Source organism: Qipengyuania pacifica, assembly GCF_019711555.1.
In the GTDB taxonomy this organism is placed as follows: domain Bacteria; phylum Pseudomonadota; class Alphaproteobacteria; order Sphingomonadales; family Sphingomonadaceae; genus Qipengyuania; species Qipengyuania pacifica.
This window is the reverse complement of record NZ_JAIGNQ010000002.1, coordinates 581,852-607,446: the sequence shown is the minus strand read 5'-3', so window position 1 is coordinate 607,446 and position 25,595 is coordinate 581,852. Positions and strand designations below refer to the sequence as shown.

The following is a 25,595-nucleotide window of genomic DNA, read 5'->3' as shown; positions in this document are numbered from 1 at the left end:
TTCCAGCGGCATCCGATAAGGCATAGCTTGCTGCAGGCAAACCCTTTCGGACGTTGCGTCGCATGGCGCCTAGCCGTAGGGCCGCTAACATGAACGAAGCATCTTCCGTCCGTGCTGCCGCCAAGGCGACCGAGCTCCTTACCCTCGACGATGTGCGCGCTGCCGCTGCGCGTATCGAAGGTGCCGTGGTCCGGACGCCGATGTTGCGCTCGCAGACCCTGTCGGAAATTTCCGGGGCCGACATCTGGCTCAAGTTCGAAAATCACCAGTTCACAGCCGCATACAAGGAACGCGGCGCGCTCAATGCGCTGCTCCATCTCAACGAGGAACAGCGCGCGCGGGGCGTGATCGCGGCATCCGCCGGGAATCACTCCCAGGGGTTGAGCTATCACGGCCGGCGTCTGGGCGTTCCGGTCACCATCGTAATGCCGCAGACCACACCCAGCGTTAAGGTCATGCAGACCGAAAGCGTGGGCGGGAATGTCACGCTCTTCGGCGAGACCTTCGACGAGGCCTATGCCCATGCGCGCGAACTGGAAAAGGAACGCGGCCTAACCTTTGTCCACCCGTTCGATGATCCTCTGGTTGCGGCCGGGCAGGGCACGGTCGCGCTGGAGATGATCGAGGACAAGGACGATTTCGATTGTCTTGTCGTGCCGATCGGCGGCGGCGGATTGATGAGCGGGATGGCCACCGTGGCCAGAGCGCTCAAGCCCGATATCGAAATGGTCGGTGTTCAGGCCGAACTCTACCCATCGATGTATTCGGCAGTAACGGGTGACGAGCGTCCCTGTGGCGGCGATACGCTGGCGGAAGGCATTGCCGTGAAGGCGCCCGGGCAGTTCACCCGCCAGATTATCGCCGAACTGGTCGATGATGTGCTTCTGGTGCCAGAAGCGGCCCTCGAACATGCGGTCGCGCTTCTGCTGCAGATCGAAAAGACCGTTGTCGAAGGTGCGGGGGCTGCGGGCCTTGCAGCTATCCTGTCGAACCCGGACAAGTTCAGGGGAAAGACCGTCGGCCTCGTCCTGTGCGGCGGCAATATCGACACGCGCCTGCTCGCCAATGTGCTCCTGCGCGACCTTGCGCGATCCGGGCGTCTTGCTCGCTTGCAGATCGTGTTGCAGGACCGACCAGGCGCATTGTTCAAGGTCATGCGCGAGTTCAACGAACACAACGTCAACATCATCGAAATCTATCACCAGCGCATTTTCACCACATTACCGGCCAAAGGCCTGACGGCGGAAATCGAATGCGAAGCGCGCGACGGTGAACAGATCGACCGGCTCGTGAACTCGCTGCGCGACAAGGGATATGTAGTCGAAATGGCCGAACTGGCCTGACTGGCGGGCGGCATGCCGCCCATCCGAGCCTACCATTTTTCCCTCCGTTTCGAGTAATTCGACGGATGACCTGCGCTTTTCATGGTTAAGAGGGTTTTAACGCTGGATCGCGTCTGGCATTGATGCGTCTAACAGGTAAGGATTTCTTAACCTCTGAAAGGATGCAGCCGAAAGTGACCGCACCGATTCGCTTCCCGCGCTTTTTCGTGACCAGCCCTGCGCCGTGTCCGTATCTGCCGGGCAAGAGCGAACGCAAGGTGTTCACCGAACTGCGCGGCGACAATGCCGACGAACTGAACGAAGCGCTGGGCCGCATCGGTTTTCGCCGCAGTCAGACGGTTGCCTATCGCCCATCCTGTCTCGATTGCCAGGCTTGCGTCTCGGTGCGTGTCGTGGCGGATGAATTCCAGCCATCGTCGACACAGAAACGCACGCTGAAAGCCCATGACGATCTGATCGCCACGGAATGCCGCCCATGGGCCACCGCGGAACAGTTCGAACTGCTGCAGAAATATCTCGCTGCACGTCACCCCGGTGGCGGGATGACGCAGATGGAAGAAACCGATTTCGCAGATATGGTGGAACACACCAGCGTATCTAGCTATGTGATCGAATATCGTGAGCCGGGGATCGGTGCCGAGCAGGGGCGCTTGGTCGGAGCTTGCCTCACGGATTATCAGGGTGACGGGCTGTCGATGATCTACAGCTTCTACGATCCTGACCACGAGGGACGCGCCGGGCTTGGGAACTACATCATTCTCGACCACATCCGCAGAGCGGCGGAACGAGACCTGCCCTATGTCTATCTGGGCTATTGGGTCGAAGGGGCAGAGCGGATGCAGTACAAGGTCCGTTATCGGCCGCTCGAACGCCTTACCCGCGGTGGATGGGAACGCATGCCCGAAAGGGAGCAGAAGCGTCTTATCGCCAATGCAACCGCTCCACGGGGCCGGCGCCGCGAAGAAGCTCTCCCCGCAAAGGACGGGCTCGCAGCGGAATATCGCATTACCGACTGATATTGCGGGGTCCGTTATCGGAACCTGTCTGGCAGCAATCGCGCTGGCGGGCGCCACTCCCTTGGCTGCGCAGGATAGTCCTGCCACCTCTTCGCTCGATGAGCTCATACCGGACAGCGCCGTCGAAAGCCCCGATGACTGGGCGCAGCAGGGCACGGACGAACAGGTCATCTCGCAAGCCGAGGCAGGATCTCAGCTCGATGCGGAAACTCCGATTTCCGAAGCGCCCGACATGTCGATCGCCTGGCCGGAAGATGTCGATCTCGATCCGCTCGTTCCGCTCGAGCCGGAAGAGGATATCGAATTCGTTCAGTTGCTCGACGATGCACCGCGGCTGGCATTCGACGAAACCGATGTCGAGGAACTGTCGGGCTCGCTGGTGCTGGGATTCCCGCAGAAGGAGCCGCCCTTCAGCGAGCGCGAGGATTTCGTCGACAGGTTCGAAGCTCTTTCAACCATCGAGGAACTGGGCGACGGCGACGAAAATGTCGCGCAGCTTGCCGCCCGTGCCCGAAAGGACGAAGAACTCCTCGAAACGCTGCTTCGGGTCTATGGCTACTACGAAGGCGAGGTCATCCGCACGATCGGTACCCGCCGGGCCGGAGAGGATTCGGCGGATCGGCGGCCTCGCGTGCGGTTCGATGTCATTCCGGGTGCACGATATACATATGGTGCGATCGATCTCGGCGATCTCGACACGGCAGTAGATGCCGGAACTCTGCGTCAGTCTTTCGATATCAAGGTTGGCGACTATCTCCAGTCGGACACGATCGTCACGCAGCGTTTCAACCTCGATCGGGCATTGGGCGAAAGCGGATACGCCTTTGCCGAAATCGACGAACCCGAACTGCTGATCGATCACGAACGGGTGCAAGGCGACCTGACCATGCATGTGCGGCCCAAGGGCAAGTATGTGTTCGGGGATGTAGTCAGCAACGACGAGGAATTCCTTTCCGGCCGCCACCTTGCCACGATCGCCCGTTTCGACCCGGGGGATGTGTACAAGCGCAGTATCGAGCTCGACCTGCGCCGTGCAATTACGGCTACCAGCCTGGTCTCCACCGTCGATGTGCAGGCCCGCGAAGTCGTGCCTCCCCGTGGTGACGAGCCCGGTGTGGTCGCTATGGATGTCACGATGGAGCGGGCCAAACTGCGCACCATATCGGGCGCCGTCGGCTACGGTTCGGAAGAAGGTATCCGGCTTCAGGCAAGTTGGGAACATCGCAACCTGTTCCCGCCTGAAGGTTCTCTGCGATTGCGCGGGATTATCGGAACGCGCGAACAGCTCGCCGGTGTAACCTTCCGCAGGAACAATCTGGGTGGCAGGGACAAGGTTCTTACCGCGGACGTCTATGCATCGAGTATCGACACCATTGCTTACGATGCCGACACGGTGGCGCTGACCGGCACATACGAACGCACATCCACCCTGTTGTTCCAGAAGCCGCTGGCTTGGGGCATCGGCATGGAAATCCTCGCGACCGATGAACGCAACCGGGTGATTGGCGGCATTCCGCGCCCCCGTCAGACCTATTTCATCGCCTCGCTTTTTGGCAGGGCCACCATCGACACCAGCGATTCACTCCTCGATCCAACGCGTGGCTTTCGCCTGACCGGATTCCTCGGTCCGGAAACCTCCCGCACGGGCGGCCAGCAATATTATTATCTGAGGAATCAGGCGGACGCGTCCTTCTATCAGTCCGTAGGCCAGAGGACGGTGATCGCCGCTCGCGCAAGATTTGCCAGCATTCAGGGTGCCGAACTGGCTGGCATCGCACCGTCACGCAGGCTTTACGCAGGTGGCGGCGGTTCTGTCCGTGGCTATGGTTTCCAGGCGATCGGACCGAAGAACGATCTGCTCGAACCGACGGGCGGGCGCAGCCTCGTCGAAGCATCCCTGGAAGCGCGTGTCGGCACCGGTCTGTTCGACGGCGCGCTCTCCGTCGTGCCCTTCATCGATGCCGGTAGCGTCTCGATCGACACAGTGCCCGACTTCCGCTTCATCAAGTTCGGCGCCGGTGTAGGTGTGCGATACACCACCGGTTTCGGCCCGATCCGGCTCGATGTGGGCATTCCGCTAAACCCAGAACCAGAAGATTCGCCCGTTGGGGTCTACATTTCGCTGGGTCAGGCTTTCTGATGGCCACCGATCAACCGGCCGCTGACATCGAGGAACGTCCGGCCCGGCGGCGCCTTCGCGTTGGGCGCGTTGGCAAGTGGCTGCTCGGCATTGCGGCCGCTTTCGTACTTCTGATCGTTGGGGCGCTTGTCGTTCTCAATACGCCGCTTGGTGAACGCTTCATCGCCAGCCGCATTGCGGAACGCACTTTCCCCAACGGCCTCAACATCCGGATCGGACGAATAGAGGGTAATCTCTACGGGGCGGCGGTCCTTCACGATGTGCGCCTGTCCGATCCCAAAGGCGTCTTTCTCACCATACCTCGCGCCGAAATCGACTGGAATCCGGGGGGCTGGCTTTCCAACCGGCTGGAAATCGACAGCTTCGCCGCTCGCCGGGCTACTCTCGCGCGCACTCCGGAATTCTTGCCAAGCGAAGAAGACAATCCCGTACTCCCCGGGTTCGATATCTCGATCGACCGGCTCGAAATAGACAATCTGACCCTTGCTCCCGGTATCGCCGGCAACCGTCCGCAGCGCGTCGATATCACCGGCAGTGCCAATGTCACCGACAGTCGCCTCATGGTCGATATCGACGGCCGTCTGGGCGAACGGGACCGGCTCGCGCTGCTGCTGGATGCCGAACCGGACGGCGATACCTTCGACCTGTCCCTGGATGTCGATGCATCGGCAAATGGTCCGATCACAGCCATGGCCGGTCTCGATGCCCCCTACACCGCACGCATTCGCGGGGATGGCACATGGTCGCAATGGTCCGGCAGCCTGCTGGTCCGTAGCGAGGACGCTCGCATCGCCGCAATGCGGATTACCAATGCATCGGGACGTCTGGGCCTCCTTGGAAAGTTCGATCCGTCGGATTTCCTCAGCGGTATCCCCGCGCGTGCGCTGGGCGATGATGTCGCACTTAAAGCGGACATCGCGATAGACCAGCGCCGCTTCGATGGCCGTGTGATGATGGCCGGGCGTGGATTGATCCTGGATGCCAATGGCCTGCTCGACCTTGCGGACAACAGGGCAGAAAATATCGAACTCGCCGCTTCCGTGCGCGACCCGAACCTGCTCGGCGAAGGTATCGGCCTGCGCAACGGGCGGATCGATGCGACGGTCGACGGGGCCTTTTCGGATCTCGCGATCCGCCACGATCTGACGGTGGGCGAAGTCGACATCGGCGGTACGAAGTTGGCTGGCCTCCGGCAGCAGGGCACTGCCCGGTACGATGGCACACGGTGGACGCTGCCCCTGGGGCTTGCGGTTTCGCGGGTGACGAGCGGCAATGCCATGCTCGATCCGCGCCTGGTGAACGGCACCGGGCGCGGCACGCTTGTGCTGAGCGGGTCGACCCTTCTGTCGGACGATCTGCGTCTTGTGTTCCCCGGCACCTCGGCCAATCTGGCTCTTCGCGGTGATCTGTCCGCGGGACGATACCAGATCCGCGGGCCGATCCGCGCAGAACGGCTGGCGCTCGACAACGTAGGCACGTTGAACGGGACCGCGGTCATCCAGCTTGCCCTCGCACCGCAATCACCGTGGCGGCTCTCGGCCGATCTCGATGCGCGCATTGCCCCTGTTACCAACGCGACGCTGGCCAACCTCGCGGGCACACCCATTCGCGTGCGCGGCGGGGTTGCGTTGGGCGGCAATGCCCCGCTCGATTTCAACCGTCTGCGTATCGATGCAAGCAAGGTGCAGATGGCGCTCGACGGCAGCGTTCGCGACGGGACTACCCAGCTTGCAGGGGAGGGCACGCATACCGATTTCGGCTCCTTCACCGTAGAAGCCAGCCTCACCGACGCCGGGCCGAGCGCCGCTCTGGTTTTCGCACGGCCTGCGACCGGACTCGACAATGTCCGCGTGGCGATCGCTCCGTCAGACGAGGGCTTCGCCATTGATACCGAAGGCAATTCGGTGCTCGGACCCTTTGCCGGCCAGCTTGGCCTTATCGCACCGTCCGGCGGTCCGACCCGCATCGCGATCGAGACCATGCGCGTGTCCGACACCAGTGTCACCGGCGCCATTGCGCTGGTGGATGGCGGCGCGGACGGCACGCTCGCTTTCGCCGGTGGCGGCCTCGACGGGACCGTGGCGCTGACGCCGCGCGGCGGCGGACAGGGCCTCAAGGTCGACCTGCGAGCCCGCAATGCGCGTTTTGGCGGCGATACGCCCTTGCGCATCACCCGGGCGGATATCGATGCGACGGGTCTCATTCGCGATGGCAACACGAGCTTTTCCGGCTCAGGCACGGCAGCCGGATTGTCTTACGGCACGCTGTTCATTTCCCAGCTTGCAGCCCGCGGCGAGGTCGAGAACGGCGTCGGGCGGGTGGATGCCTCGCTCTCGGGCAGGCGCAGCGGGCGCTTCGTGCTGGATGCGAATGCGACCATCCGGCCCGATCGCATCGCGCTCGCCGCACAGGGTCGGTTTGCCGGTCGCCGCATTTCCATGCCGCGCCGCGCCGTGCTCACAAGTCTGGACGGCGGGGGCTGGCGCCTCGCGCCGACGCAATTCTCCTATGGCGATGGCGGGATGATCGTGTCCGGCGATTTCGGCGGCAGGGATCTCGATTTCGATTTCAAGCTCGCCCGCATGCCGCTCTCCCTGATCGATGTCGCGAAAGCCGATACCGGCCTTGGCGGGACGATTTCGGGCACGGTCCATTATCGCACCGGTGCCGACATGGTGCCGGTGGGCGAAGCCAAGGTGAAGATCGAAGGGCTGACGCGCTCCGGCCTCGTGCTGACGTCGCGCCCGGTAAACGTCTCGCTGGTGGCGGAACTGACCGAGAGCGATCTTCAGGCGCGTGCCCTGTTGCAGAACGAGGATATCCAGCGCGGGCGTGTGCAGGCGCGGATCACCGGCCTGCCGCAGCAGGGTATCCTCACCGAACGGCTGCGGGCAGGCCGCCTGTCGGGCCAGCTACGCTATCGCGGTGCTGCGGAAAGCCTGTGGCGGCTCGCCGCTCTAGATACGTTCGACATAACCGGCCCCATCGCCATCGCCGCAAATGCAACCGGCACGTTGCGCGATCCCACGGTGCGCGGCTCCATCTCGGGCGACAGCCTGCAATTGCGCAGTTCGCTGTCGGGCACCGACATTCGCGATATTGCCATGCGCGGCCGGTTCCAGGGGTCGCGCCTCCAGCTTACGCGCTTTGCCGGTACGGCGGTCAACGGCGGCAGCGTCAGCGGCAGCGGCATCGTCGATCTGCGGACTTTGGGCGAGACGGTTCAGGGCAGGGTACTGGAAATCCGCGGGCCGATCATCGATCTGCGCGCCTCGGCCAAGAATGCGCGCCTGCTCGATACGGGCGGCCTCAGCGCCACGGTCACCGGACCGCTGCGGATCGTATCGGACGGGCTCGGCGGGACGATTGCAGGCAAGGTCCGCGTCAACCGGGCCAGCTGGACGCTGGGCACGGCGGCCGACGATCTGCGTGTCCCGCAAATCGCCACGCGCGAAATCAATACGCCCGCCAACCGCGATCCGCAGGTGGCGGCCGGCCGGCCCTGGCAATACCTCATCAATGCCAAGGCGAGCAGCCGGATCGATGTCGATGGCATGGGACTGGACAGCGAATGGGCTGCGGACATCGTCCTGCGCGGCAATACGTCCGATCCGCGCATCGGCGGGCGGGCGGAAGTGGTTCGCGGCAACTACACCTTTGCCGGAACCCGCTTCGAACTGACCCGCGGCGAGATCGAATTCGATGTGGACGCGCCGATCGATCCCCTGCTCGACATTCGTGCGGAAACGGACCGGGATGGCCTGAACGTCGAAGCGAACGTCCGGGGCAGCGCGACGCAGCCCGAAATCACCTTCACGTCCAACCCCTCCCTGCCGGAAGAGGAACTGCTGGCCCGCCTGCTCTTCGGTGGTTCGGTCACCAGCCTCTCGGCGACCGACGCTCTGCAGCTTGGCGCGGCCGTGGCCAGTCTGCGCGGCGGGGGCGGCATGGACCCGATCAACCAGTTGCGCTCGGCGATCGGGCTCGATCGCCTGCGTATCGTAAGCGCCGATCCCGCACTGGGCCGCGGCACGGGCGTCGCATTGGGCAAGAATTTCGGGCGCCGCTTCTACGCGGAAATCATCACGGATGGACGCGGCTACAGCGCTACGGAAGTGGAATTCCGTGTGACCAGCTGGCTGTCGCTACTCGCTGCCGTGTCGACGGTCGGGCGCGAAAGCGTCGTCGCCGAAATCAGCCGCGATTACTGACCCGCGCGGTCAGTCCTTCGGCGGCATCAGCACCTGGCTGATCGGTATGACGACACCGTTGTTGGTGGCGGTCGCCGTCCCGGCGAAATTGGCGCTGCCGCCATCTTCCAGCTCCGCCTTGATGCCGTCGCCTTCCCGGGAGAAGATGACATCCGTCTCGCCGAGCGTGGCCATCGTCACCGGGCCGCCCTTGCGGTCAATGGCTTCCGCAATCGATTCCGGCGTCATATGGCCGGGCAGCAGATGGTCGCGCAATAGCGCCACCAGAACCGGGCGTTGCTCGTCTTCGAGCAGCGTTTCGCCTTCCTCGCCCAACGCTTCGAATGCCGCGTCGTCGGGTGCCAGAATTGTGTAGCTGGCCGGGCCGTCGAGCACGCCGGACAGTTCGGATTCGTCCATCGCCTCGCGCACGATATCGAGATCCTTCTCGGCCCCCAGGGCGGCTGCCAGCGTAAGGGTTCCATCGTCCCGCGTGGCGCCTTGTGCAGTATGTTCTTCCGTATCGCTGCATGCTGCAACCAGGGGAAGGGAGAAGAGAGCGATTGCGGCAAGGCCGCTTTTCCATGCGTCGGTCATGTTCTGTTCCTTCAGACCAGCAGGTCGATGGCGGCGGAAATCAACTGGGTCTGCGGGTCGATCTGATAGACATAGCCATCCGAATATCGATACCACGCGTCGTCACTGTCGGCGTACCGATCCCGATACGGGTAGGGCACGTTATAGACGTCATAACCCGCTGGCATCGGCTCACCGATGGAGAAATCGTCACCGGTCAGCAGGGCAACCACCGACTGGATCGCTGAATCGCTCGGGTTCACCCGGTAAATGACGTTGTCGGCATAGCGGTAGGTATCTCTCGGCCCCAGATCGTAATAATCGACGTAATAGTCGGGCACCGAATGACTCGAATAGCTCGACGGCCACTGATTGCCGATTGCCAGCGCTCCTCCGAGCAGGGGGATGTATCCAGCTATTCCGCCATCGCTCGCTGGACGCAGAAGATAGCCGTCGTCGTAATAATAGCGGCCCGAACTGTAATTCTTCAGGCCGAACAGGCGGGGTCGATAATCGTACCCGTTCCAGGTGCGGTAATTTTCGTACCGCTTCTTGGCCTGTCCCGGCGGCATGCAGCCATTGTACTTCTTCGCCAGACCCGGCGGACAGCCGGCGATCGCTCGCCGGTCCCTGTCGCGCACGAGGAAGGTCCGGTCTTGGTCGTACCGCACGCGATCGACATAACTGATAAGGTTGCGATCGCCCCGCCGGACATCGCGGCGTCCGTCCCTTCGGTCCACGCGTCGTTCGACGGATCGCTCGATGCGACGCTCGGCCCGCTGCGACAGGTCCCTGCGGTCATCGCGCCGGTCCACCCGACGTTCGACAGCGCGCTCTTGAGGTCGCTGACTGATCCGGCGTTCGATTTCACGGGGGACATTCTGGCGGGCATCTCGTCTTTCGGGCTGCTGGGCCATGCGTTTATCAGGCCTGGCATCCCTGTTGCCGTTGCCGGTACGCTTGGGGCCACGATCCGGCGGACCACGCTCGACCTTGGCGGCAATATTGCCCTTGCCGTTACCCGGGCCGTTGCCATTGTCTCCGTTCTTGCCCGGTTGGGCATAGGCGCCACTTGCCACCAAGGCGATCGCGGCTGCTCCTGCTAACAGGATACGCATCATTAGAACTCCTTTGCCGGGCTAACGGGGGATGGAGGCTTCCGGTTCCGGTTAACCTACGCGCAAGAATTGGCAGAACTCTGCGGTTTTCAAGCTGCCCCATAAAGCGCAGCCTCGGCGCGCCGGCGGCGGATCAGGCCTTTCAGCACTCGCCCGGCCGCGTAAACCCAGCGGTGGAATTCTTTAGCCGCGTCTGCATGATCGCCCGCCAGGTGCCGTTTGAGCAGTGTCGAACGGGCAATCGCGCCGGTGTTGTAATGGAAGCTCACCAGCGCATCGAATTGCGCCTGGCTGGTCGGCGCATCGCCAATGGCCTGCACCACATCGCGGGCATGGCGCTCGATATCGGCAGCAAGGCGCCGGTCGCATTCCTCCCGGGTCCACACCGTGCCGGGGCCGATATCGGATCCCGTTGCCCCCCATCCGATCGTCCACGGATCGCCGCCGCTGCCGGGATCGGGATAGGCCTCGACCATGCCGTCGCCCCGCACGCGCGCACAGCCTTCGAACTCCTGAATCAGGCGTATGCCTGCCGGGCTGACCTCACGCGATGCCCCGGCCACGCCGGTCATCGTGTCGATCGCCTTGTCCAGCGTGTCGACCTCCGATTGGCGCAGGCCTCGGCCAAGCAGGTTTCTCACGATGTCGAACAGGGGTTTGCGGTTCATCAGGGCCTCCATGAAAACGAGGCAACCTGATTAGGCATCGAATGGGCGTGTAGGAAAATGGTTTTTCACCGGGCGCGCGAAAAAGGCCGCTCGGTCGCCCGGACGGCCTTTCCTCGGTGAAATAACAGGGCCGATCAGGCGCTGTAATACATGTCGAATTCGGCGGGGCAGGGCGTCGTGTCGACGCGCAGGACTTCTTCCCATTTCAGTTCGGTATAGGCCTCGATCTGGTCCTTGGTGAAGACGTCGCCCTTCAGCAGGAACTCGTGATCGGCTTCCAGTGCTTCCAGTGCTTCGCGCAGCGATCCGCAAACCGTCGGGACCTCGGCCAGCTCTGCCGGCGGCAGGTCGTACAGGTTCTTGTCCATGGCTTCGCCCGGGTGGATCTTGTTCTGGATCCCGTCGAGACCGGCCATCAGCAAGGCGGCATAGGCAAGGTAGGGGTTGGCCATGGCGTCGGGGAAACGGAATTCCACGCGCTTCGCCTTGTCGCCCGCACCGTAGGGGATGCGGCACGAAGCGGAACGGTTGCGCGCCGAATAGGCCAGCAGAACCGGTGCCTCGAAGCCGGGGACCAGCCGCTTGTAGCTGTTGGTCGTCGGGTTGGTGAAGGCGTTCAGGGCCTTGGCATGTTTGATGACACCGCCGATGTAATAGAGGCAGTTCTCGCTCAGGCCGCCGTACTGGTTGCCGGCGAAGGTCGGCTTGCCGTCGTCCCAGATCGACATATGCGTGTGCATGCCGCTGCCGTTATCCGCCTTGATCGGCTTGGGCATGAAGGTCGCGGTCTTGCCGTAGATGTGGGCCACCTGATGCACGACATACTTGTAGATCTGCATGTTGTCGGCGGTTTCGACCAGCGTGCCGAAGGTCAGGCCCAGTTCGTGCTGCGCCGCGGCCACTTCGTGGTGGTGCTTGTCGCAGTTCAATCCCATTTCGATCATGGTCGAAACCATTTCGCCGCGGATGTCGACGGCGCTGTCGACAGGGGCGACAGGGAAATATCCGCCCTTGGCGCGGGGGCGGTGCGCCATGTTGCCGCTTTCGTATTCCTTGCCGCTGTTGGTCGGCAGTTCGATGTCGTCGATCGCGTATCCCGAACCGGCATAACCGTCTTCGAAACGCACATCGTCGAACATGAAGAATTCGGCTTCGGGACCGACATAGATCGTGTCGCCGATGCCCGTCGACTTCAGGAAGGCTTCGGCGCGCTTGGCGGTCGTGCGCGGGTCGCGCGCATACCATTCGCCCGTCGAAGGTTCGACGATGTCGCAGAACAGGATCATCATCGGCTCGGCGCTGAACGGATCGATATAGACCCGTTCCAGGTCGGGCTTCAGGATCATGTCGCTTTCGTTGATGACCTTCCAGCCGGCGATCGACGATCCGTCGAACATCAGGCCGTCATCGAGTTCGTCTTCGGTCAGGATCCCGGCCACCATCGTCAGGTGCTGCCACTTGCCCTTGGGATCGGTGAAGCGCAGATCGACCCACTCGATGCTTTCGTCCTTGATTTGTTTCAGGACGTCGCTTGCACTTGCCATTGGTATTGCCTCCGTTTGAACTGAAAATTCCTGCGGGTTTTCCCGCGCTAACTCAGATTGCGTCGTCGTCGCGCTCGCCTGTGCGGATGCGCAGGGCGCCTTCGATCGACGAAATGAAAATCTTGCCATCCCCGATGCGGCCCGTCTGGGCGGCGGCGGCGATGGCTTCCACCGTGCGGTCCGCGATGCCGTCTGCCACCACGACCTCCAGCTTCACCTTGGGTAGGAAATCGACGACGTATTCGGCGCCGCGATACAGCTCGGTATGGCCTTTCTGCCGCCCGAAGCCTTTAGCCTCGGTCACGGTGATTCCCGACACGCCGATTTCGTGCAGGGCTTCCTTCACCTCGTCGAGCTTGAATGGCTTGATGATCGCTTCGATCTTTTTCACGTCGTCTCCGAACCCCTGAGGAATGGTGTCGCTCCACCCTTCGCGCGTTTCTTTCCAAGAATCGTGCCAAGGCCTTGGCGGAGGGGCCTAACCGAAGAATCGATGCGCGCCAAACTGAGTTGGCGCAATTTTTGCGATGATTGGTGCGCAATCGGCGCAACTGCCTCGATAGGATCGCAGAGTGCTGCTTACACGGCAGTCACGACTTGCCTAATTTTTGGGCAGGATGAGGCCGGCGGTCTCGGGCAGGCCGCACATCAGGTTGAGGTTCTGCACGGCTGCACCGCTCGCGCCTTTGCCCAGATTGTCGAGCCGGGCGATCAGTCGCGCATTCCATCCGCCTTCGTTTCCGAACACGAACAGTTCCAGCCCGTCGGACGGTGCGGCATCGGTGTCGAGCAGGAGCTCGCTCACCGGGGTGGCATCATGAACGGCGACGACGTCCGATCCCGCGTAGAATTCGGCTAGGGCCGTTCGCAGGTCGTCCGCATGCCGCTCGCCGTCCATAGCGCCGAGATGCAGCGGAACTTCGACGATCATGCCGCGATAGGCCGGGACGACCGACGGTGCGAACAGCACGGGGTGTTCCAGTTTGGCATGCGCCTGCATTTCCGGCAGGTGTTTGTGCGCCAGATCGAGCGCATATGTCCGAAACGCTATGTTCGGCTCCTCGATCATACGTTTGATTAGCATGCTTCCGCCGCCGGAATATCCGCTCACGGCGTTGACCGTGTACGGCCAGTCGGCTGGCAACAGCCCCGCCCGCACCAGCGGCGCGACCAGCGCGAGGAAGCCTGTGGGGTAGCATCCGGGGTTGCTCACCCGCCGCGCATCGGCCACCCGCTCGCTACCGATCAGCTCGGGAAAACCATAGCACCAGCCCTCGCTCGTGCGGTGCGCGCTGGATGCGTCGATCACTCTCGTGCCGCCGGAAGTGTCAATCATTTCAACCGCTTCGCGCGCCGCATCGTCGGGCAGGCACAGGATGGCGATATCCGCCTCGTTCAGCGCTTCGCGCCGCGCGGCAGGGTCCTTGCGCTTCGCATCGTCCAGCCTCAGCAGCTCGAACTCGCTGCGCTCGGCCAGCCGGTCGGCAATCTCCAGGCCAGTCGTGCCTGCAGCCCCGTCGATGAAGATTTTATGCGTCACTCGCTCGCAGCCAGCATGCCCAGCCGGATATATCCGCTCGGCCCTTCCGGCCCGCACGCCACCCACGCCCAGTCGCCCGCGCAGTCCAGCACCTCGACTTCCTGTCCGGCATCCAGTGTAGCGCCCACTTCGGCATCGTCGCGCATGGCGAGCATCAGCGTTGCAGGCGTATCTCCGATATTGCGGAGCTGGGGGATGACATAATGGGCGGCCAGATAATGTTTCGCCAAGGCAATATGCGCGAGATCGCCGCGCAACGGCAGAGTGCCGGGCGCGGGCTTTTCCACCGGACCGGTAAGTCCGACGATACCTTCGGGAAGAGAGTAGCTGGCTTGAGCAGTCACGCTGAGGGCAGAATCCGGAAATGAACGTTGCGCGCGCTTAACGCCGCGGCTCACTTCAGGCAAGGCGGCGAGCCTCAGCCTCCACCGAAACGCGCCTGCAACATGTGCCATGCTGCCCTCAACCCATAGGCATCACCGCCCTTCGGACGTCCCGGTTTTGCTTGCGGGCGCCAAGCAAAGGTATCGAAATGCGCCCAGTCGATCCCTTCGCCGACGAACTTGTCGAGAAACAGGCCCGCGACACTCGCCCCTGCAAAGGCATTGCCGTGGGCATTGTTGGTGTCCGCAATTTCCGAGACCAGCCATTCACGATAGGCATCGGGAAGGGGCAGGCGCCAGGGTTCGTCGTCATGAGCCTTGCCTGCAGCGATCAGCGCTTCCGCGGTTGCATCCCTGCGCGTCATGAGCGCTGGATATTCAGGCCCGAGCGCCACCCGCGCAGCGCCTGTGAGCGTAGCGAAATCGATAATAAGGTCGGGCTTCTCTTCGCTTGCCCGCTGCAGCGCGTCGCCCAGGATGAGCCGGCCTTCGGCGTCTGTATTGCCGATTTCGACAGTCAGTCCCTTGCGGCTCTTGAGAACATCTCCAGGCCGGAAGCTGTTGGAACTTATGGCATTTTCGACTGCTGGGACAAGCAGGTGCAAACGGACAGGAAGACCTGCATTCATAACGAGGCCTGCCAACGCGATAGCGTGCGCGGCGCCGCCCATATCCTTTTTCATGAGGAGCATGCCGGTGGAGCTTTTTACATCTAGGCCGCCGCTGTCGAAACACACGCCCTTTCCGACGATGGCCAGGACCGGATCGCTTTCCTTGCCCCATGTAAGATGCATGATACGCGGTGCATGATGGCGCGCGGCGGCGCGTCCCACGGCATGGACCATGGGATACTCCTGTTCGAGTGCATCGCCCTTAGTGACGCTCAATTTGGCGGAATGCTGCTTCGCCAGCTTTTCGCATTGCTCTTCAAGCGCTGCCGGCCCCATGTCTTCTGCCGGCGTATTGACCAGATCGCGCACCAGGCACACGGCCTGCGCTTCTGCGACGGCGCTATCGATCGCTTTCACGTCTTTGGTCAGGAGCACCCGGGGGCCCGTAGGCCGTTCGGGTTTCTTGTAACGATCGAATATATGCTGCGCCGTCTGCCATCCATGCAGGGCGGGGCCCGGTTCGCCTTCAGCCCTGCGATAAGTACCTTCGGGAAGGTTTTCCGCGAGCTTGGCCATGCACCAGCTGGAAAGTTCCTTCGGATCAGCAACCCCGCCGACGGCGAACCAGCCGTTACCATCCGGTACGATGCCGACCTGATAGCCGCTCCCGTCGAATTTCTGGCCTTCCAGAGCCGCGCGTTGGCTGGTCGAAAGTTTTTTGCGCCAGTCCGAGTATCCGTCGCGGTTGACGAGATGAATGGAAATCGCTTCCTGTCCCTGGTCGGGCTGGATAAGCGTTTGCTTGTCGGCCATATTCTAGACGTACCCCTGACTATCGTTGTCGCAAAGGAAACCGTGATGCGCGCGCCCCTGTTCCTGATTTCCCTCGCCCTGTCGAGTGCAGCCTGCTCCGACGGAGCCGAGTACGCCGACAAGACGGGGACGTCGATTCCGTCCGCGCAGGCGAGTGCTTCGGCCAGTTCAAGCACCAAGGCGGAAGCGGTCAACATCGCGAAAACCGCCGAGAAAGATGGCGGAACCTGGGAGTTTTCCTACAAATGGCCCGCTGCAGTAAGCGCCATTCCAGAACTCGCAAAGCAGTTGGGGGCAGAGCGTGATCAGCGCGAGAAGGAAGACCGCGCCGAATGGGATGCAACGCTGACCGAACTCGCCGGTGACGGCGATTGCGGTGGTTGCCGTAGCCGCAGCTTCGCCAAGGAATGGAAGGTCGTCGCCAGCCTGCCCGATTTCCTCAGTCTGTCGGCCGACTATTCCGATTATACCGGCGGCGCGCACGGTATGTATGGCAAGCAGTCACTGGTATGGGACAAGCAGGCCAAGGCGTCTCTTGCCGGGGTCGAAATGTTCAATTCGCCGGTTGCCCTGGAGCAGGGGCTTGGCGCGCGGCTTTGCGATGCGCTCAACAAGGAGCGGGAAAAGCGGCGAGGCACGGCGGTCCAACCCGATAGCGACAGCATGTTCGATAATTGCCCCGGGCTCGACGAAGCCACGGTGCTGGTCGGATCGTCAAATGGCAACACCTTCGATCGGATCGGGATTTATTTCGGCCCGTATGTTGCCGGACCCTATGCAGAAGGCGCCTATGAGCTGGATTTCGATGTGACAGCCAGCGTGATCGATGCGGTGAAGCCTGCATATGCGGGTGCGTTCAGCGTTCGCCGATAGGCATCTCGCAATTCCGGCCCAAACACACTATGTGCATGGCATGACGGAATATCAGGTAATCGAGGCGGACGAGACCGTCTATCGCGATGGGACAATCAAGCTGCATGGCCCGGACGGGTATGAAGGCATGCGCAAGGCAGGGCGTCTTGCGGCGGAAATCCTCGACGAGCTGACCACTTTCGTCCAGCCAGGTGTGACGACCGGCGAGATAGACGACAAGGCGCGCACCATGATGCTGGATGCAGGTGCTGTGCCTGCAACCATGGGTTATCGCGGTTATGCGCATAGCTGCTGCACGTCGATCAATCATGTGATCTGTCATGGCATACCGTCCGACAAGGCTCTCAAGGACGGCGACATCGTCAATATCGACGTCACGCCGCTGCTGGATGGCTGGCATGGCGATACAAGCCGGATGTATTTTGCCGGCGAACCTTCGCTCAAGGCGCGCAAGCTGGTCGATGTGACCTATGAATGCCTGATGTTGGGGATCGATGCTGCGTCGAAACCGGGCGCACGCCTTGGCGATATCGGGGCGGCAATCGAGGAACATGCGCGCCAGTTCCGTTATGGCGTCGTGCAGGAGTTCTGCGGTCACGGCCTTGGTCGGTTGTTCCATGATGCGCCGGAGGTGATCCATGCGGCGCGCGCCGGAACGGGGCCGGAACTGAAACCCGGCATGTTCTTCACTATCGAACCGATGATCAATGCGGGCCGACCACACGCCAAGATCCTGCGCGACGGCTGGACTGCAGTGACGCGCGACAAGTCGCTATCGGCGCAGTTCGAACATTCCATCGCAGTCACCGACGATGGTGTGGAAATCTTTACCGAAAGTCCCAAGGGACTGCACAAGCCGCCATATTAGGTTTCGCGGGCTGCCTTCAGCGCAGCCCCGGCGCCGAAGGGTGCGACAGCGCACAACCCCAGACTGATCGCTCCGGCGAACAATAGACCACCGGGATCGTGGCGTGCGATGGCGCCAGCGCCGAAAATGAGGATCGGCACCGCCAGGGGGATGACCATCAATCCTGCCAGCGCCGCGCCGCCGCGCATGCTTGCGGTAAGCGCTGCGACGATAAGGCCAACCGCAGCCAGTCCGGGCGTGCCTGCTACCAGGCCGAGGAGCACGGTCTGTGTGGTCTTGCCATCAAGGCCAAGCAAAGCGGCTGCCGGTAAGGTTGCGAGCAGAAGGAGCGGCGCAAAGGCCAGCCAGTGTGCGAGCAATCTGACGGCCATGGCCGTTTCTTCGCTGATACCGCGCAGACGCAGCTGATCGAATATCCCGGCGTCGAGATCGCCGCTCACCAGCTTTTCCAGCGGCAGGATCGCGGCGAGGAGCGCTGCGATCCAGATTATGCCTCCGCCGGTCCGTGCGAGCAATTGCGCGTCGGGGCCGACGGCAAAGGGATACAGCATGGCGACGGCAAGAAAGAACAGCAGCGGTAGCAGCCCGCTGCCGCCGCGTCCGCCCGGAAGCAAGGTGGCCAGATCCCGTCTGAGCAGCGCAGCGATCATGCGGCAAAGTCCGCCAGAGCGACGGCTTGCGGCGCGGGTAGCGCTATTGGCTGGTGCGATGCGGCAATGGCGATCCCACCGGCGCGGCAATGCTGATCTATCAGAGCTTCGAAAACCGTTTGCGCATGATGGTCCAGCCCGTTCAGCGGTTCGTCCAGTAGCCAGATCGGGCAATTGGAGTTGATCAGGCGGGCAAGGGCGGCGCGCTTTTTCTGCCCGGTCGAGAGATATCGAACCGGAATGTCCAGTAGCGGCGCGAGCTGGAGAAGGTCGCCCGCGCGTCCCATATCGGCATTACCATCCAGTCGTTCCCAAAAAGCCAGGGCCTTGCCCAGCGGCAGATTGGCGTCGAGTGCCAACCGTTCATCGACCAGGCCCCTTCCGCCGTCATGCTGTACATCCCCTGCATAGGGACGGAGCAAGCCGGCAAGGATCCGGATCAAGCTGGACTTGCCGACGCCGTTAGGCCCCATAACATGCACGGCATCGCCGGCGACGCAGTCTATCGAGAGCTTGCGGAAAAGCAGTCTTTCGCCCCGACGGCAGGCAATGTCCTTTGCGGCGAGGCGAGCTTGCATGGGCGGGAGCGATAGGCAAAAGGCGCCCACGCGACAAGCGAGAGGAGATTCGTGCGTTATGGCAGTAGAACAGTTGAGCGAGGAAGAACGCGATAGCTGGCTGAGGGCGCTGCCGAAGTGGTTGTCGTGCCGCGATGGCGCTGCGATCGAGCGCAAGTTCGAATTCTCCGATTTCTCTGAAGCGTTTTCGTTCATGACGCGGGTGGCCATGATTGCCGAAACGCGCGATCACCACCCCGAATGGTTCAATGTCTATAATCGGGTCGAAATCACACTGACGACGCATGATGCAGGCGGGTTGAGCCTGCGCGATGTGAAAATGGCGCGCAAGATCGACGCGCTGCTGGCCTGACCTTCGTTATTCGCCCATCGGCCTGGTCAGCGCGCGCGTCTGCTTGCGAACCCGGCCAGGCAGCCAGCGTGCGCCGAACGCCAGTGTCTTAGCGGTCTTGCCAACGACGGTATGCAATTTGTCGCCGTGGATGGCGGCCCATGCCGCAGCAGCGACATCCGCGACCGGTGTGATTTCGAGCCCTGCACCCGTCACCCGCTGGCGAATATCCTCGTTCGATCGCGCATTGGGATTGTGATCGAGCAGGGGGGTGTCGATGAAACTGGGCATGAGAGAGCGGACATTGATCCCATCCACAGCCCATTCCCCATCCAGGCTTTCCGTCACGGCACGAACCCCGAACTTGGTCGCCGAATAGACGCTTGCTCCGGGTGTTCCGTACAAGCCCGCTGCACTCGCGGTATTAAGCAGGCACGAGCCGGGGGCAGTCTGCTTGAGGTAGGGATAGGCCGCCTGTGCGCCGAACAGAACGCCCTTGAGATTGATGTCGAGCGTGCGTTCGATTTCCTCGGCGCTGTTTTCGGTCAGCGATCCGCCCAGCGGTACGCCTGCATTGTTGAACAGCACATCGATGCGCCCGCCGGCAGCCACGCAAAATGCATCCAGCGCTTCGTCCCAAGCGGAGCGGTCACGCACATCGAGGGGGTGCGAATAGACGAAGCCGTTTGCGATCATTTCTTCGGTTTCGCGCATGCCCGCCTTGTCGATATCGCCAAGGCCGACAAACCAGCCGCGCTGGCCGAAATAAACGGCAACTGCGCGTCCGATTCCGGATCCACCGCCAGTGATGAAAATGGCCCTGCGATCACCCATGCTGTCTCTCCCTCACGCGCGTCTAAAGCGCGGCGTTATTATATGTGTGCCAGGTGAAGATGGCCATTGCGCCGCGATGGGGCCGCCATCTTTCCCCCAACTCACGCGTTTCCCTCTCGCCCGGTCTTGCCGGCAATTCGAGCATGCGTCCGACGGCCTCCTGCACCGCCAGGTCGCCTGCAGGCCAGATGTCCTGACGCCCTTCTGCAAACAGCAAATATATTTCCGCCGACCAGCGGCCAATACCCTTGATCCTGGTGAGTTCGGCAATGGCCGCTTCATCGTCTTCGGGCAGGTTGTCGAAGGCCAGTTCTCCACTCGCCACCAATTCGCACAGGCTGCGGGCGTAGCCCTGTTTCTGACGGGACAGTCCGCAGGCGCGCAATGTATCGAAGTCGCGGGCCAGCAGATCCTGTGGAAGCATGTCCTCGCCAAGTTCCGCCTCAAGCTTGTTCCAGACTGCTGCAGCGGACGCGACGCTCACCTGCTGGCCTACGATTGTGCGCAGGAGCGTGCGGTAACCCGTGGAGCGAATGCGCTCTTCGGGATAGCCGCACCGCTCGATTGCGGCGGCGACGATGGCGTCATCTGCGGCCACAGCGTCGAGATGTTTGCGCAATTGTGCGTTGGTCAGGCCCATGGCGAGTGTGCTTGCCTTCCCTTTCCCGATTGAATAGCAGCGCGACGCATAGGTTGGGCCAGTGGCCCTTTGCAACCGAGGAAAGACGTAAAATGCCGAAACTGATCGTCACCACACGCGAAGGCGAGACCAGCGAAATCGACGTATCCGACGGCCTGACCGTGATGGAAGCGATCCGCGATAACGGTTTCGACGAACTCCTGGCCTTGTGTGGTGGCTGTTGTTCCTGCGCAACCTGCCATGTTCACGTCGACGAATCCTTTGCCGGCAAATTGCCGGAAATGAGCGAGGACGAAGACGATCTGCTGGAATCGACCGATCATCGCAGCCCGACATCGCGCCTTTCCTGCCAGATACCGTTCACGCCGGAACTCGACGGATTGAAGGTTACTATCGCGCCTGAAGATTGATGTTGTTTGCGAGTTAAGGTGGCTGCGCCTACCTCGCCAGACATGACTTCAATTCCAGTACGCGAGCACACGCTCGATCTCATCGGCAACACGCCGCTCGTCCGCCTCGAAGGGCCGAGCGCGGAAGCCGGCTGCGACATCTTCGGGAAATGCGAATTCGCCAATCCAGGCGCAAGCGTGAAGGACCGGGCTGCCCTGTATATCATTCGCGATGCGGAAGCGCGTGGAGACCTTAAGCCGGGCGGCACTGTGGTCGAAGGAACCGCGGGCAATACCGGCATCGGTATCGCGCTGGTGGCCAATGCGCTGGGCTATCGGACCATCATCGTGATGCCCGACAACCAGAGCCACGAGAAGATGGACACGATCCGCGCGCTTGGGGCGGAACTGGTCACCGTGCCGCCGACCAAATATGCCGACTGCAACCATTTCCAGCACGTGTCGCGCCGGATGGCGGAGGAAATCGACGGTGCGATCTGGGCAGGCCAGTTCGACAACACCGCCAATCGCAAGGCGCACATCGAAACGACGGCGAAGGAACTGTGGGAGCAACTCGAAGGCCGGATCGACGGCTTTACCTGTGCCGCAGGAACCGGCGGGACCATCGCCGGCGTCGGTATGGGCCTGAAAGAGTTCGACGAACACATCGTCATCGCGCTGACCGACCCACACGGCGCAGCTCTGTACAACTATTTCGCCAATGGCGAGCTCAAGGCTGAAGGGTCCTCTGTCGCCGAAGGGATCGGGCAGGGGCGTATAACCGGAAATCTGGAAGGCGCGCCGATCGATACGCAGTTCCGCGTTTCGGATGAAGAAGGTCTAGAATGGGTGGCCCGCCTGCTGCGCGAAGAAGGGCTGTGCCTCGGTCTGTCGAGCGGCATCAACGTTGCCGGCGCCATCGCCCTGGGCAAGCAACTGGTCGCAGAGGGGCGCGAAAATCCGCGGGTGGCCACGATATTGTGCGATACCGGCTTCCGCTACCTCTCCACGCTCTACAATGCCGAATGGCTGGCGTCCAAAAAGTTGTCGGTTTTCGATTGGTTGCAATCCGGCGATTGACTGGCAGGCAGGGGTGCCTAGGCTAATGCGCGTGCCGCAATTTTTCGACATGAGCCGCAAGCCATCGGTGCGCGAGCTGCCCGACATCAACGGGGGCGTAGACGCGCGCCGCGAGCGTACGGTGCAACGTCTGCAGATCGGCGCGACCGGGATCGTCATGATGATCCTGCTCGTCGGGCTGGCTAGCATCATCCAAAACCGCGCTGCCGAAACGGATGCGACGACGGTGCCCGAGGCTGCCCCTACTACCGAGCCGACGCAGACAGCTCCGCGGAACGATCCGTTGGTAGAGGCCGGTGTGGTTCCCGATCTCGCAGTCGAGCCGACGGCCGTTCCAGATACCGTATTGACGCCGCCGCCACGGGTTGAGAGCAATGCTTCGCCTGCCGAGAACTAAAGGTGTTCTTACATTGCTTGCGGTGCTGCTTGCAGCCTGTTCCACAGGCAAGATCAGCGAAGAGGCTGCTCCCAAACACCCTGTCGGTCTGTTCTCGACCCTGCCGATCTATTGGGGCGAGGGCGACATGGCGGCAATACTCGATGGCTCAAACCACAGCGACTGGGTCCGCGACCTTATCGAACAGCGATTTGACATCGAGCCGCTCGACACTGTGGAGCCCGATGCGATCGACGGGCTCGATCGCATAATTATGGCGCAACCGCGACCGCTTGCTCCGTCCGAAAATGTGGCACTGGACAATTGGGTGCGCGCGGGAGGTCGGTTGCTGATTTTCGCCGATCCACTTCTGACACGTCACAGCGATTTTGCGCTCGGCGATCGTCGCCGACCGCAAGATGTGGTGCTTCTTTCTCCCATCCTCACCCGCTGGGGACTCGAGCTGCGCTTCGACGATGCCCAGCCAAGCGAGGAGCGCCTGATATCTGCTTCCGGCAATCAGTATCCCGTCAATCTTGCGGGCCAGTTCGTCGCGACGGGAGATGGCAAATGCACAATTTCGGAAGCGGGGCTTTTCGCTTGGTGCAGTGTCGGGAACGGGCGGGTCACATTGATGGCGGATGCAGCGATATTGGATAGTGAAGAGACGGCGGCGACCTCAGCGCAAAGGCAAGTCTTGCTGGCGACCCTGATCGGCGATGCACTGAACTGATCCCACGGGATTTTACGGGAAAGATTCGGGATCATGACGCGAGTCCATCGATGGACTCGCGCAAATCCGTGTTTTTGCTGATATCCAATGGGACGCTCGGTAATGAGATCAATTCTGCCCGAACGAATTATATATAAGTAATTCAATGCCTTACGAGCTTATCCCGTAAAATCCCGCAATTTTCCCTTCCATCCCGGCTCTGCCCGCGATAAACCAAACACACATCGGACAAGCACTGTCTATTCGCGCTCGGTCAACGGGGCGGGCGCCTCGCCCACCTGTGTGGGCGGACGGGGAAGTGTGGCCTGATGGGGAGGTAATCGAAACCGTATTTGGGGTTTGGGGACAGTGTCTTTCGGAGGGTATAGCGGACAGGCCTATTCGCCCGCGGGCGACAAGGGCCGCTTCGTGCTCCCCCCCCTTTTCCGTAAGGCTGTTAAGGAATCGAGCGACGGGCGCGTCCTGTGCCTGATGAAGCATCCGTCATGGAACTGCCTCGTCGGCTTCGGCCTGTCGCGCAAGCCCGAGCTCGAGGCCCAGCTCGATCGCGAAGAAGAACTTGCGGTTCGGCTTGGCAAGGAATTCGATCGCGATACCCGGTCCAGCCAGCTCTTCGGCTTCATCGAAATGCCGTTCGACGACAGCGGTCGCTTCGTCATGCCCGATCACCTGCGCACACTCGGCAACATCGACGATGGCCTCTATTTCCAGGGTGGCGGGCGCTTCTTCACATTGTGGAATCCGGAAGAGCTTGCCCAGATGGGCGACGACTGGGCCGGCGCCAAGGCGGCATGCGAAAGCTTTCTGGCCGATGCGAAGGATAAGGGCGCTGCCAAAGGTGCTGGCAAGTGACCGGGGCGCCGCACATCCCCGTCCTTCTCGACGAAGTAATCGAAGCGCTTGACCCGCAGCCGGGCGACGTCGTGATCGACGCGACCTTCGGGGCGGGCGGTTATACGCGCGCGCTGCTGGAACGCGGTGCCATCGTCCATGCGTTCGACCGGGATCCCGACGCAATCGCCGCAGGCCGCGGCTGGAGCGAAGCGGAAGAAAATCCCCCCCGTCTGGTTCTGCATCCCCATCGCTTTTCCGAAATGGTCGACGTCATGGCGGCGGCGGGTATCGCGCGGGTCGACGGTGTGGTGATGGATATTGGCGTATCATCGATGCAGCTCGACCAGGCGCATCGCGGATTTGCCTTCTCGTCGGATGGTCCGCTGGACATGCGCATGAGCCAGGAAGGGGCGAGCGCGGCGGATTTTCTCAACGGTGCCGACGAGAAGGCGATCGCCGATGTTCTCTATACATATGGAGAAGAACGCCAGTCCCGCCGGGTTGCCCGCGCCATCGTCGCCGCACGTCCGCTCGAAACGACCGGCGAACTGGCGCGTGTCGTACGCAAGGCGCTGGGCCACAAACCGCACGATAAGAAAGATCCGGCGACCCGCACTTTTCAAGCCATCAGAATTCACGTGAACGGCGAGTTGGACGAACTGTCCCAAGCACTGTCCGCCGCCGAGCACGTGCTGCGTGAAGGGGGCCGCCTCGTGGTGGTCAGCTTCCACAGCCTTGAAGACCGGATCGTCAAGCGCTTCCTGCGCGAGGCGTCCTCAACCCCGAGCGCCTCGCGTCATGTCCCTTTGGCAGCGCAGGACGATCCGGTTTTTTCGAAAGTCAGCAAGGCCATCAAGCCGGGTGAGGCCGAGATCGAACGCAATCCGCGCGCCCGTTCGTCTGTCCTGCGCGCTGCGACGCGGACCGCAACGTCCGCACGGGAGGCCGCGTGATGGTCGGTGGATCGCGTATTCGTCAGATCGGCTGGGCGCTTGTTCTCGCCGTTTGTTTTGCCCTGCTACTGGCGTTGACGTTCAAGGTGAACGCCGTGAAGAGCGACGTGCGCCTCGCCGAACGCCAGATCATCGCCGCACAGCAGGCCAAGCTTATGCTCGAAACCGAATTCGAAACCCGCGCCAGCCAGCAGCAGTTGTCGGATTGGAACGCGGTCGAGTTCGGGTATTCCGCTCCACGTGCCGACCAATATCTCGAGAGTGAACGCCAGCTTGCGGCTTTGGGCACTCCGCGCGGTATCAACGCGCCTTCTCCGGTGCGCGTGGCCTTGAACCGACCGGAACCTGAATCGGAAAGCCTCTTCGCCGACTGGATCGACGATGACGAGGACAGCGCCGCCCATCGTCCGGACCGGCGCGAACTGGCAGCCGTAACAGCCGGGGGGCTCGCCGAGCGCCTGTCCAGCCCGGCGGTTGGCATCGGCGCCGTGGCGGAGGTCAGCCAGTGAACGCC

26 protein-coding genes are annotated in these 25,595 nt (G+C 62.1%); 14 read left to right on the top strand and 12 right to left on the bottom strand.

Annotation, left to right across the window (positions count from 1 at the left end; genetic code table 11):
• Positions 1-89 precede the first annotated feature (89 nt).
• The 4 genes from K3177_RS08185 to K3177_RS08170 all read left to right on the top strand — a co-directional run bounded on the left by K3177_RS08185 (position 90) and on the right by K3177_RS08170 (position 8,710).
• Entirely contained in the window at positions 90-1,343 is a 1,254-nt protein-coding gene (locus tag K3177_RS08185) for a threonine ammonia-lyase (RefSeq protein WP_221597848.1), read from the top strand.
• 173 nt (positions 1,344-1,516) lie between these two features.
• A complete protein-coding gene (locus K3177_RS08180; protein WP_103022735.1) occupies positions 1,517-2,359 on the top strand; it encodes an arginyltransferase in 843 nt (280 codons plus the stop codon).
• Positions 2,274-4,499, top strand: a complete 2,226-nt coding sequence (locus K3177_RS08175; RefSeq protein WP_221597847.1) for an autotransporter assembly complex protein TamA — start codon at positions 2,274-2,276, stop codon at positions 4,497-4,499. The genes K3177_RS08180 and K3177_RS08175 overlap by 86 nt, the downstream gene beginning before the upstream one ends.
• Positions 4,499-8,710 carry a translocation/assembly module TamB domain-containing protein gene (locus tag K3177_RS08170; protein WP_221597846.1) on the top strand — a complete coding sequence of 1,404 codons (4,212 nt, stop codon included), beginning with the start codon at positions 4,499-4,501 and terminating at the stop codon, positions 8,708-8,710. The genes K3177_RS08175 and K3177_RS08170 overlap by 1 nt, the downstream gene beginning before the upstream one ends.
• 9 nt (positions 8,711-8,719) lie before the next feature.
• On the opposite strand, the gene K3177_RS08165 is transcribed toward K3177_RS08170, so the two are convergent.
• The 8 genes from K3177_RS08165 to K3177_RS08130 form a co-directional block, all read right to left on the bottom strand.
• Positions 8,720-9,286, bottom strand: coding sequence for a fasciclin domain-containing protein (locus K3177_RS08165; protein WP_221597845.1), 567 nt, complete (start codon positions 9,284-9,286; stop codon positions 8,720-8,722).
• An 11-nt stretch (positions 9,287-9,297) separates the two neighbouring features.
• Positions 9,298-10,383, bottom strand: a complete 1,086-nt coding sequence (locus tag K3177_RS08160; protein WP_221597844.1) for a hypothetical protein — start codon at positions 10,381-10,383, stop codon at positions 9,298-9,300.
• 89 nt (positions 10,384-10,472) lie between these two features.
• A complete protein-coding gene (locus tag K3177_RS08155) occupies positions 10,473-11,051 on the bottom strand; it encodes a lysozyme (protein WP_221597843.1) in 579 nt (192 codons plus the stop codon).
• 134 nt (positions 11,052-11,185) lie between these two features.
• Complete coding sequence (gene glnA / locus K3177_RS08150) at positions 11,186-12,595, bottom strand: type I glutamate--ammonia ligase (RefSeq protein WP_103022569.1); 1,410 nt, start codon at positions 12,593-12,595, stop codon at positions 11,186-11,188.
• Positions 12,596-12,647: 52 nt separating this feature from the next.
• Positions 12,648-12,986 carry a P-II family nitrogen regulator gene (locus tag K3177_RS08145; RefSeq protein WP_103022570.1) on the bottom strand — a complete coding sequence of 113 codons (339 nt, stop codon included), beginning with the start codon at positions 12,984-12,986 and terminating at the stop codon, positions 12,648-12,650.
• Positions 12,987-13,196: 210 nt separating this feature from the next.
• Positions 13,197-14,135: an N-acetyl-gamma-glutamyl-phosphate reductase gene (gene argC, locus K3177_RS08140; protein WP_221597842.1), complete on the bottom strand. Its 939-nt coding sequence runs from the start codon at positions 14,133-14,135 to the stop codon at positions 13,197-13,199.
• On the bottom strand, positions 14,132-14,479 hold the full coding sequence (locus tag K3177_RS08135) for an SH3 domain-containing protein (protein ID WP_221597841.1): 348 nt from the start codon (positions 14,477-14,479) through the stop codon (positions 14,132-14,134). The genes argC and K3177_RS08135 overlap by 4 nt, the downstream gene beginning before the upstream one ends.
• A 74-nt stretch (positions 14,480-14,553) precedes the next feature.
• Positions 14,554-15,942 carry a leucyl aminopeptidase family protein gene (locus K3177_RS08130; RefSeq protein WP_221597840.1) on the bottom strand — a complete coding sequence of 463 codons (1,389 nt, stop codon included), beginning with the start codon at positions 15,940-15,942 and terminating at the stop codon, positions 14,554-14,556.
• Between the two features lie 45 nt (positions 15,943-15,987).
• Here K3177_RS08130 and K3177_RS08125 point away from each other — a divergent pair, with 45 nt between their 5' ends.
• The gene (locus tag K3177_RS08125) at positions 15,988-16,815 is read left to right on the top strand and encodes a DUF3298 and DUF4163 domain-containing protein (RefSeq protein ID WP_221597839.1); all 828 of its coding nucleotides are present in this window, start codon (positions 15,988-15,990) and stop codon (positions 16,813-16,815) included.
• Between the two features lie 40 nt (positions 16,816-16,855).
• On the top strand, positions 16,856-17,683 hold the full coding sequence (gene map / locus K3177_RS08120; RefSeq protein WP_221597838.1) for a type I methionyl aminopeptidase: 828 nt from the start codon (positions 16,856-16,858) through the stop codon (positions 17,681-17,683).
• Here map and K3177_RS08115 read toward each other — a convergent pair.
• Together K3177_RS08115 and ccmA are read right to left on the bottom strand one after the other, a co-directional pair.
• Positions 17,680-18,333 (bottom strand): heme exporter protein CcmB, encoded by a 654-nt coding sequence (locus tag K3177_RS08115; RefSeq protein WP_221597837.1) that lies wholly within the window; start codon positions 18,331-18,333, stop codon positions 17,680-17,682. The genes map and K3177_RS08115 overlap by 4 nt on opposite strands.
• The gene (gene ccmA / locus K3177_RS08110; RefSeq protein ID WP_221597836.1) at positions 18,330-18,911 is read right to left on the bottom strand and encodes a heme ABC exporter ATP-binding protein CcmA; all 582 of its coding nucleotides are present in this window, start codon (positions 18,909-18,911) and stop codon (positions 18,330-18,332) included. Before ccmA ends, K3177_RS08115 begins: the two co-directional genes overlap by 4 nt.
• A gap of 58 nt (positions 18,912-18,969) precedes the next feature.
• On the opposite strand from ccmA, the gene K3177_RS08105 reads away from it, so the two are divergent.
• Positions 18,970-19,263 carry a 4a-hydroxytetrahydrobiopterin dehydratase gene (locus K3177_RS08105; protein WP_221597835.1) on the top strand — a complete coding sequence of 98 codons (294 nt, stop codon included), beginning with the start codon at positions 18,970-18,972 and terminating at the stop codon, positions 19,261-19,263.
• Positions 19,264-19,269: 6 nt separating this feature from the next.
• On the opposite strand, the gene K3177_RS08100 is transcribed toward K3177_RS08105, so the two are convergent.
• Together K3177_RS08100 and K3177_RS08095 are read right to left on the bottom strand one after the other, a co-directional pair.
• The gene (locus tag K3177_RS08100; protein ID WP_221597834.1) at positions 19,270-20,076 is read right to left on the bottom strand and encodes an SDR family oxidoreductase; all 807 of its coding nucleotides are present in this window, start codon (positions 20,074-20,076) and stop codon (positions 19,270-19,272) included.
• Positions 20,077-20,098: 22 nt separating this feature from the next.
• On the bottom strand, positions 20,099-20,716 hold the full coding sequence (locus K3177_RS08095; protein WP_221597833.1) for a DNA-3-methyladenine glycosylase family protein: 618 nt from the start codon (positions 20,714-20,716) through the stop codon (positions 20,099-20,101).
• A gap of 92 nt (positions 20,717-20,808) precedes the next feature.
• On the opposite strand from K3177_RS08095, the gene K3177_RS08090 reads away from it, so the two are divergent.
• The 7 genes from K3177_RS08090 (at position 20,809) to K3177_RS08060 (ending at position 25,590) form a co-directional block, all read left to right on the top strand.
• Positions 20,809-21,126 carry a 2Fe-2S iron-sulfur cluster-binding protein gene (locus K3177_RS08090; RefSeq protein ID WP_196846691.1) on the top strand — a complete coding sequence of 106 codons (318 nt, stop codon included), beginning with the start codon at positions 20,809-20,811 and terminating at the stop codon, positions 21,124-21,126.
• A gap of 42 nt (positions 21,127-21,168) precedes the next feature.
• Positions 21,169-22,185 (top strand): cysteine synthase A, encoded by a 1,017-nt coding sequence (locus K3177_RS08085; RefSeq protein ID WP_221597832.1) that lies wholly within the window; start codon positions 21,169-21,171, stop codon positions 22,183-22,185.
• 31 nt (positions 22,186-22,216) lie between these two features.
• Positions 22,217-22,582 (top strand): hypothetical protein, encoded by a 366-nt coding sequence (locus K3177_RS08080; protein ID WP_221597831.1) that lies wholly within the window; start codon positions 22,217-22,219, stop codon positions 22,580-22,582.
• Between the two features lie 22 nt (positions 22,583-22,604).
• Positions 22,605-23,294 carry a DUF4350 domain-containing protein gene (locus K3177_RS08075; RefSeq protein ID WP_221597830.1) on the top strand — a complete coding sequence of 230 codons (690 nt, stop codon included), beginning with the start codon at positions 22,605-22,607 and terminating at the stop codon, positions 23,292-23,294.
• A gap of 348 nt (positions 23,295-23,642) precedes the next feature.
• Complete coding sequence (locus K3177_RS08070) at positions 23,643-24,146, top strand: division/cell wall cluster transcriptional repressor MraZ (protein WP_221597829.1); 504 nt, start codon at positions 23,643-23,645, stop codon at positions 24,144-24,146.
• Complete coding sequence (gene rsmH, locus K3177_RS08065) at positions 24,143-25,081, top strand: 16S rRNA (cytosine(1402)-N(4))-methyltransferase RsmH (RefSeq protein WP_221597828.1); 939 nt, start codon at positions 24,143-24,145, stop codon at positions 25,079-25,081. Before K3177_RS08070 ends, rsmH begins: the two co-directional genes overlap by 4 nt.
• Positions 25,081-25,590: a hypothetical protein gene (locus K3177_RS08060; RefSeq protein ID WP_221597827.1), complete on the top strand. Its 510-nt coding sequence runs from the start codon at positions 25,081-25,083 to the stop codon at positions 25,588-25,590. Before rsmH ends, K3177_RS08060 begins: the two co-directional genes overlap by 1 nt.
• Positions 25,591-25,595: the final 5 nt, after the last annotated feature.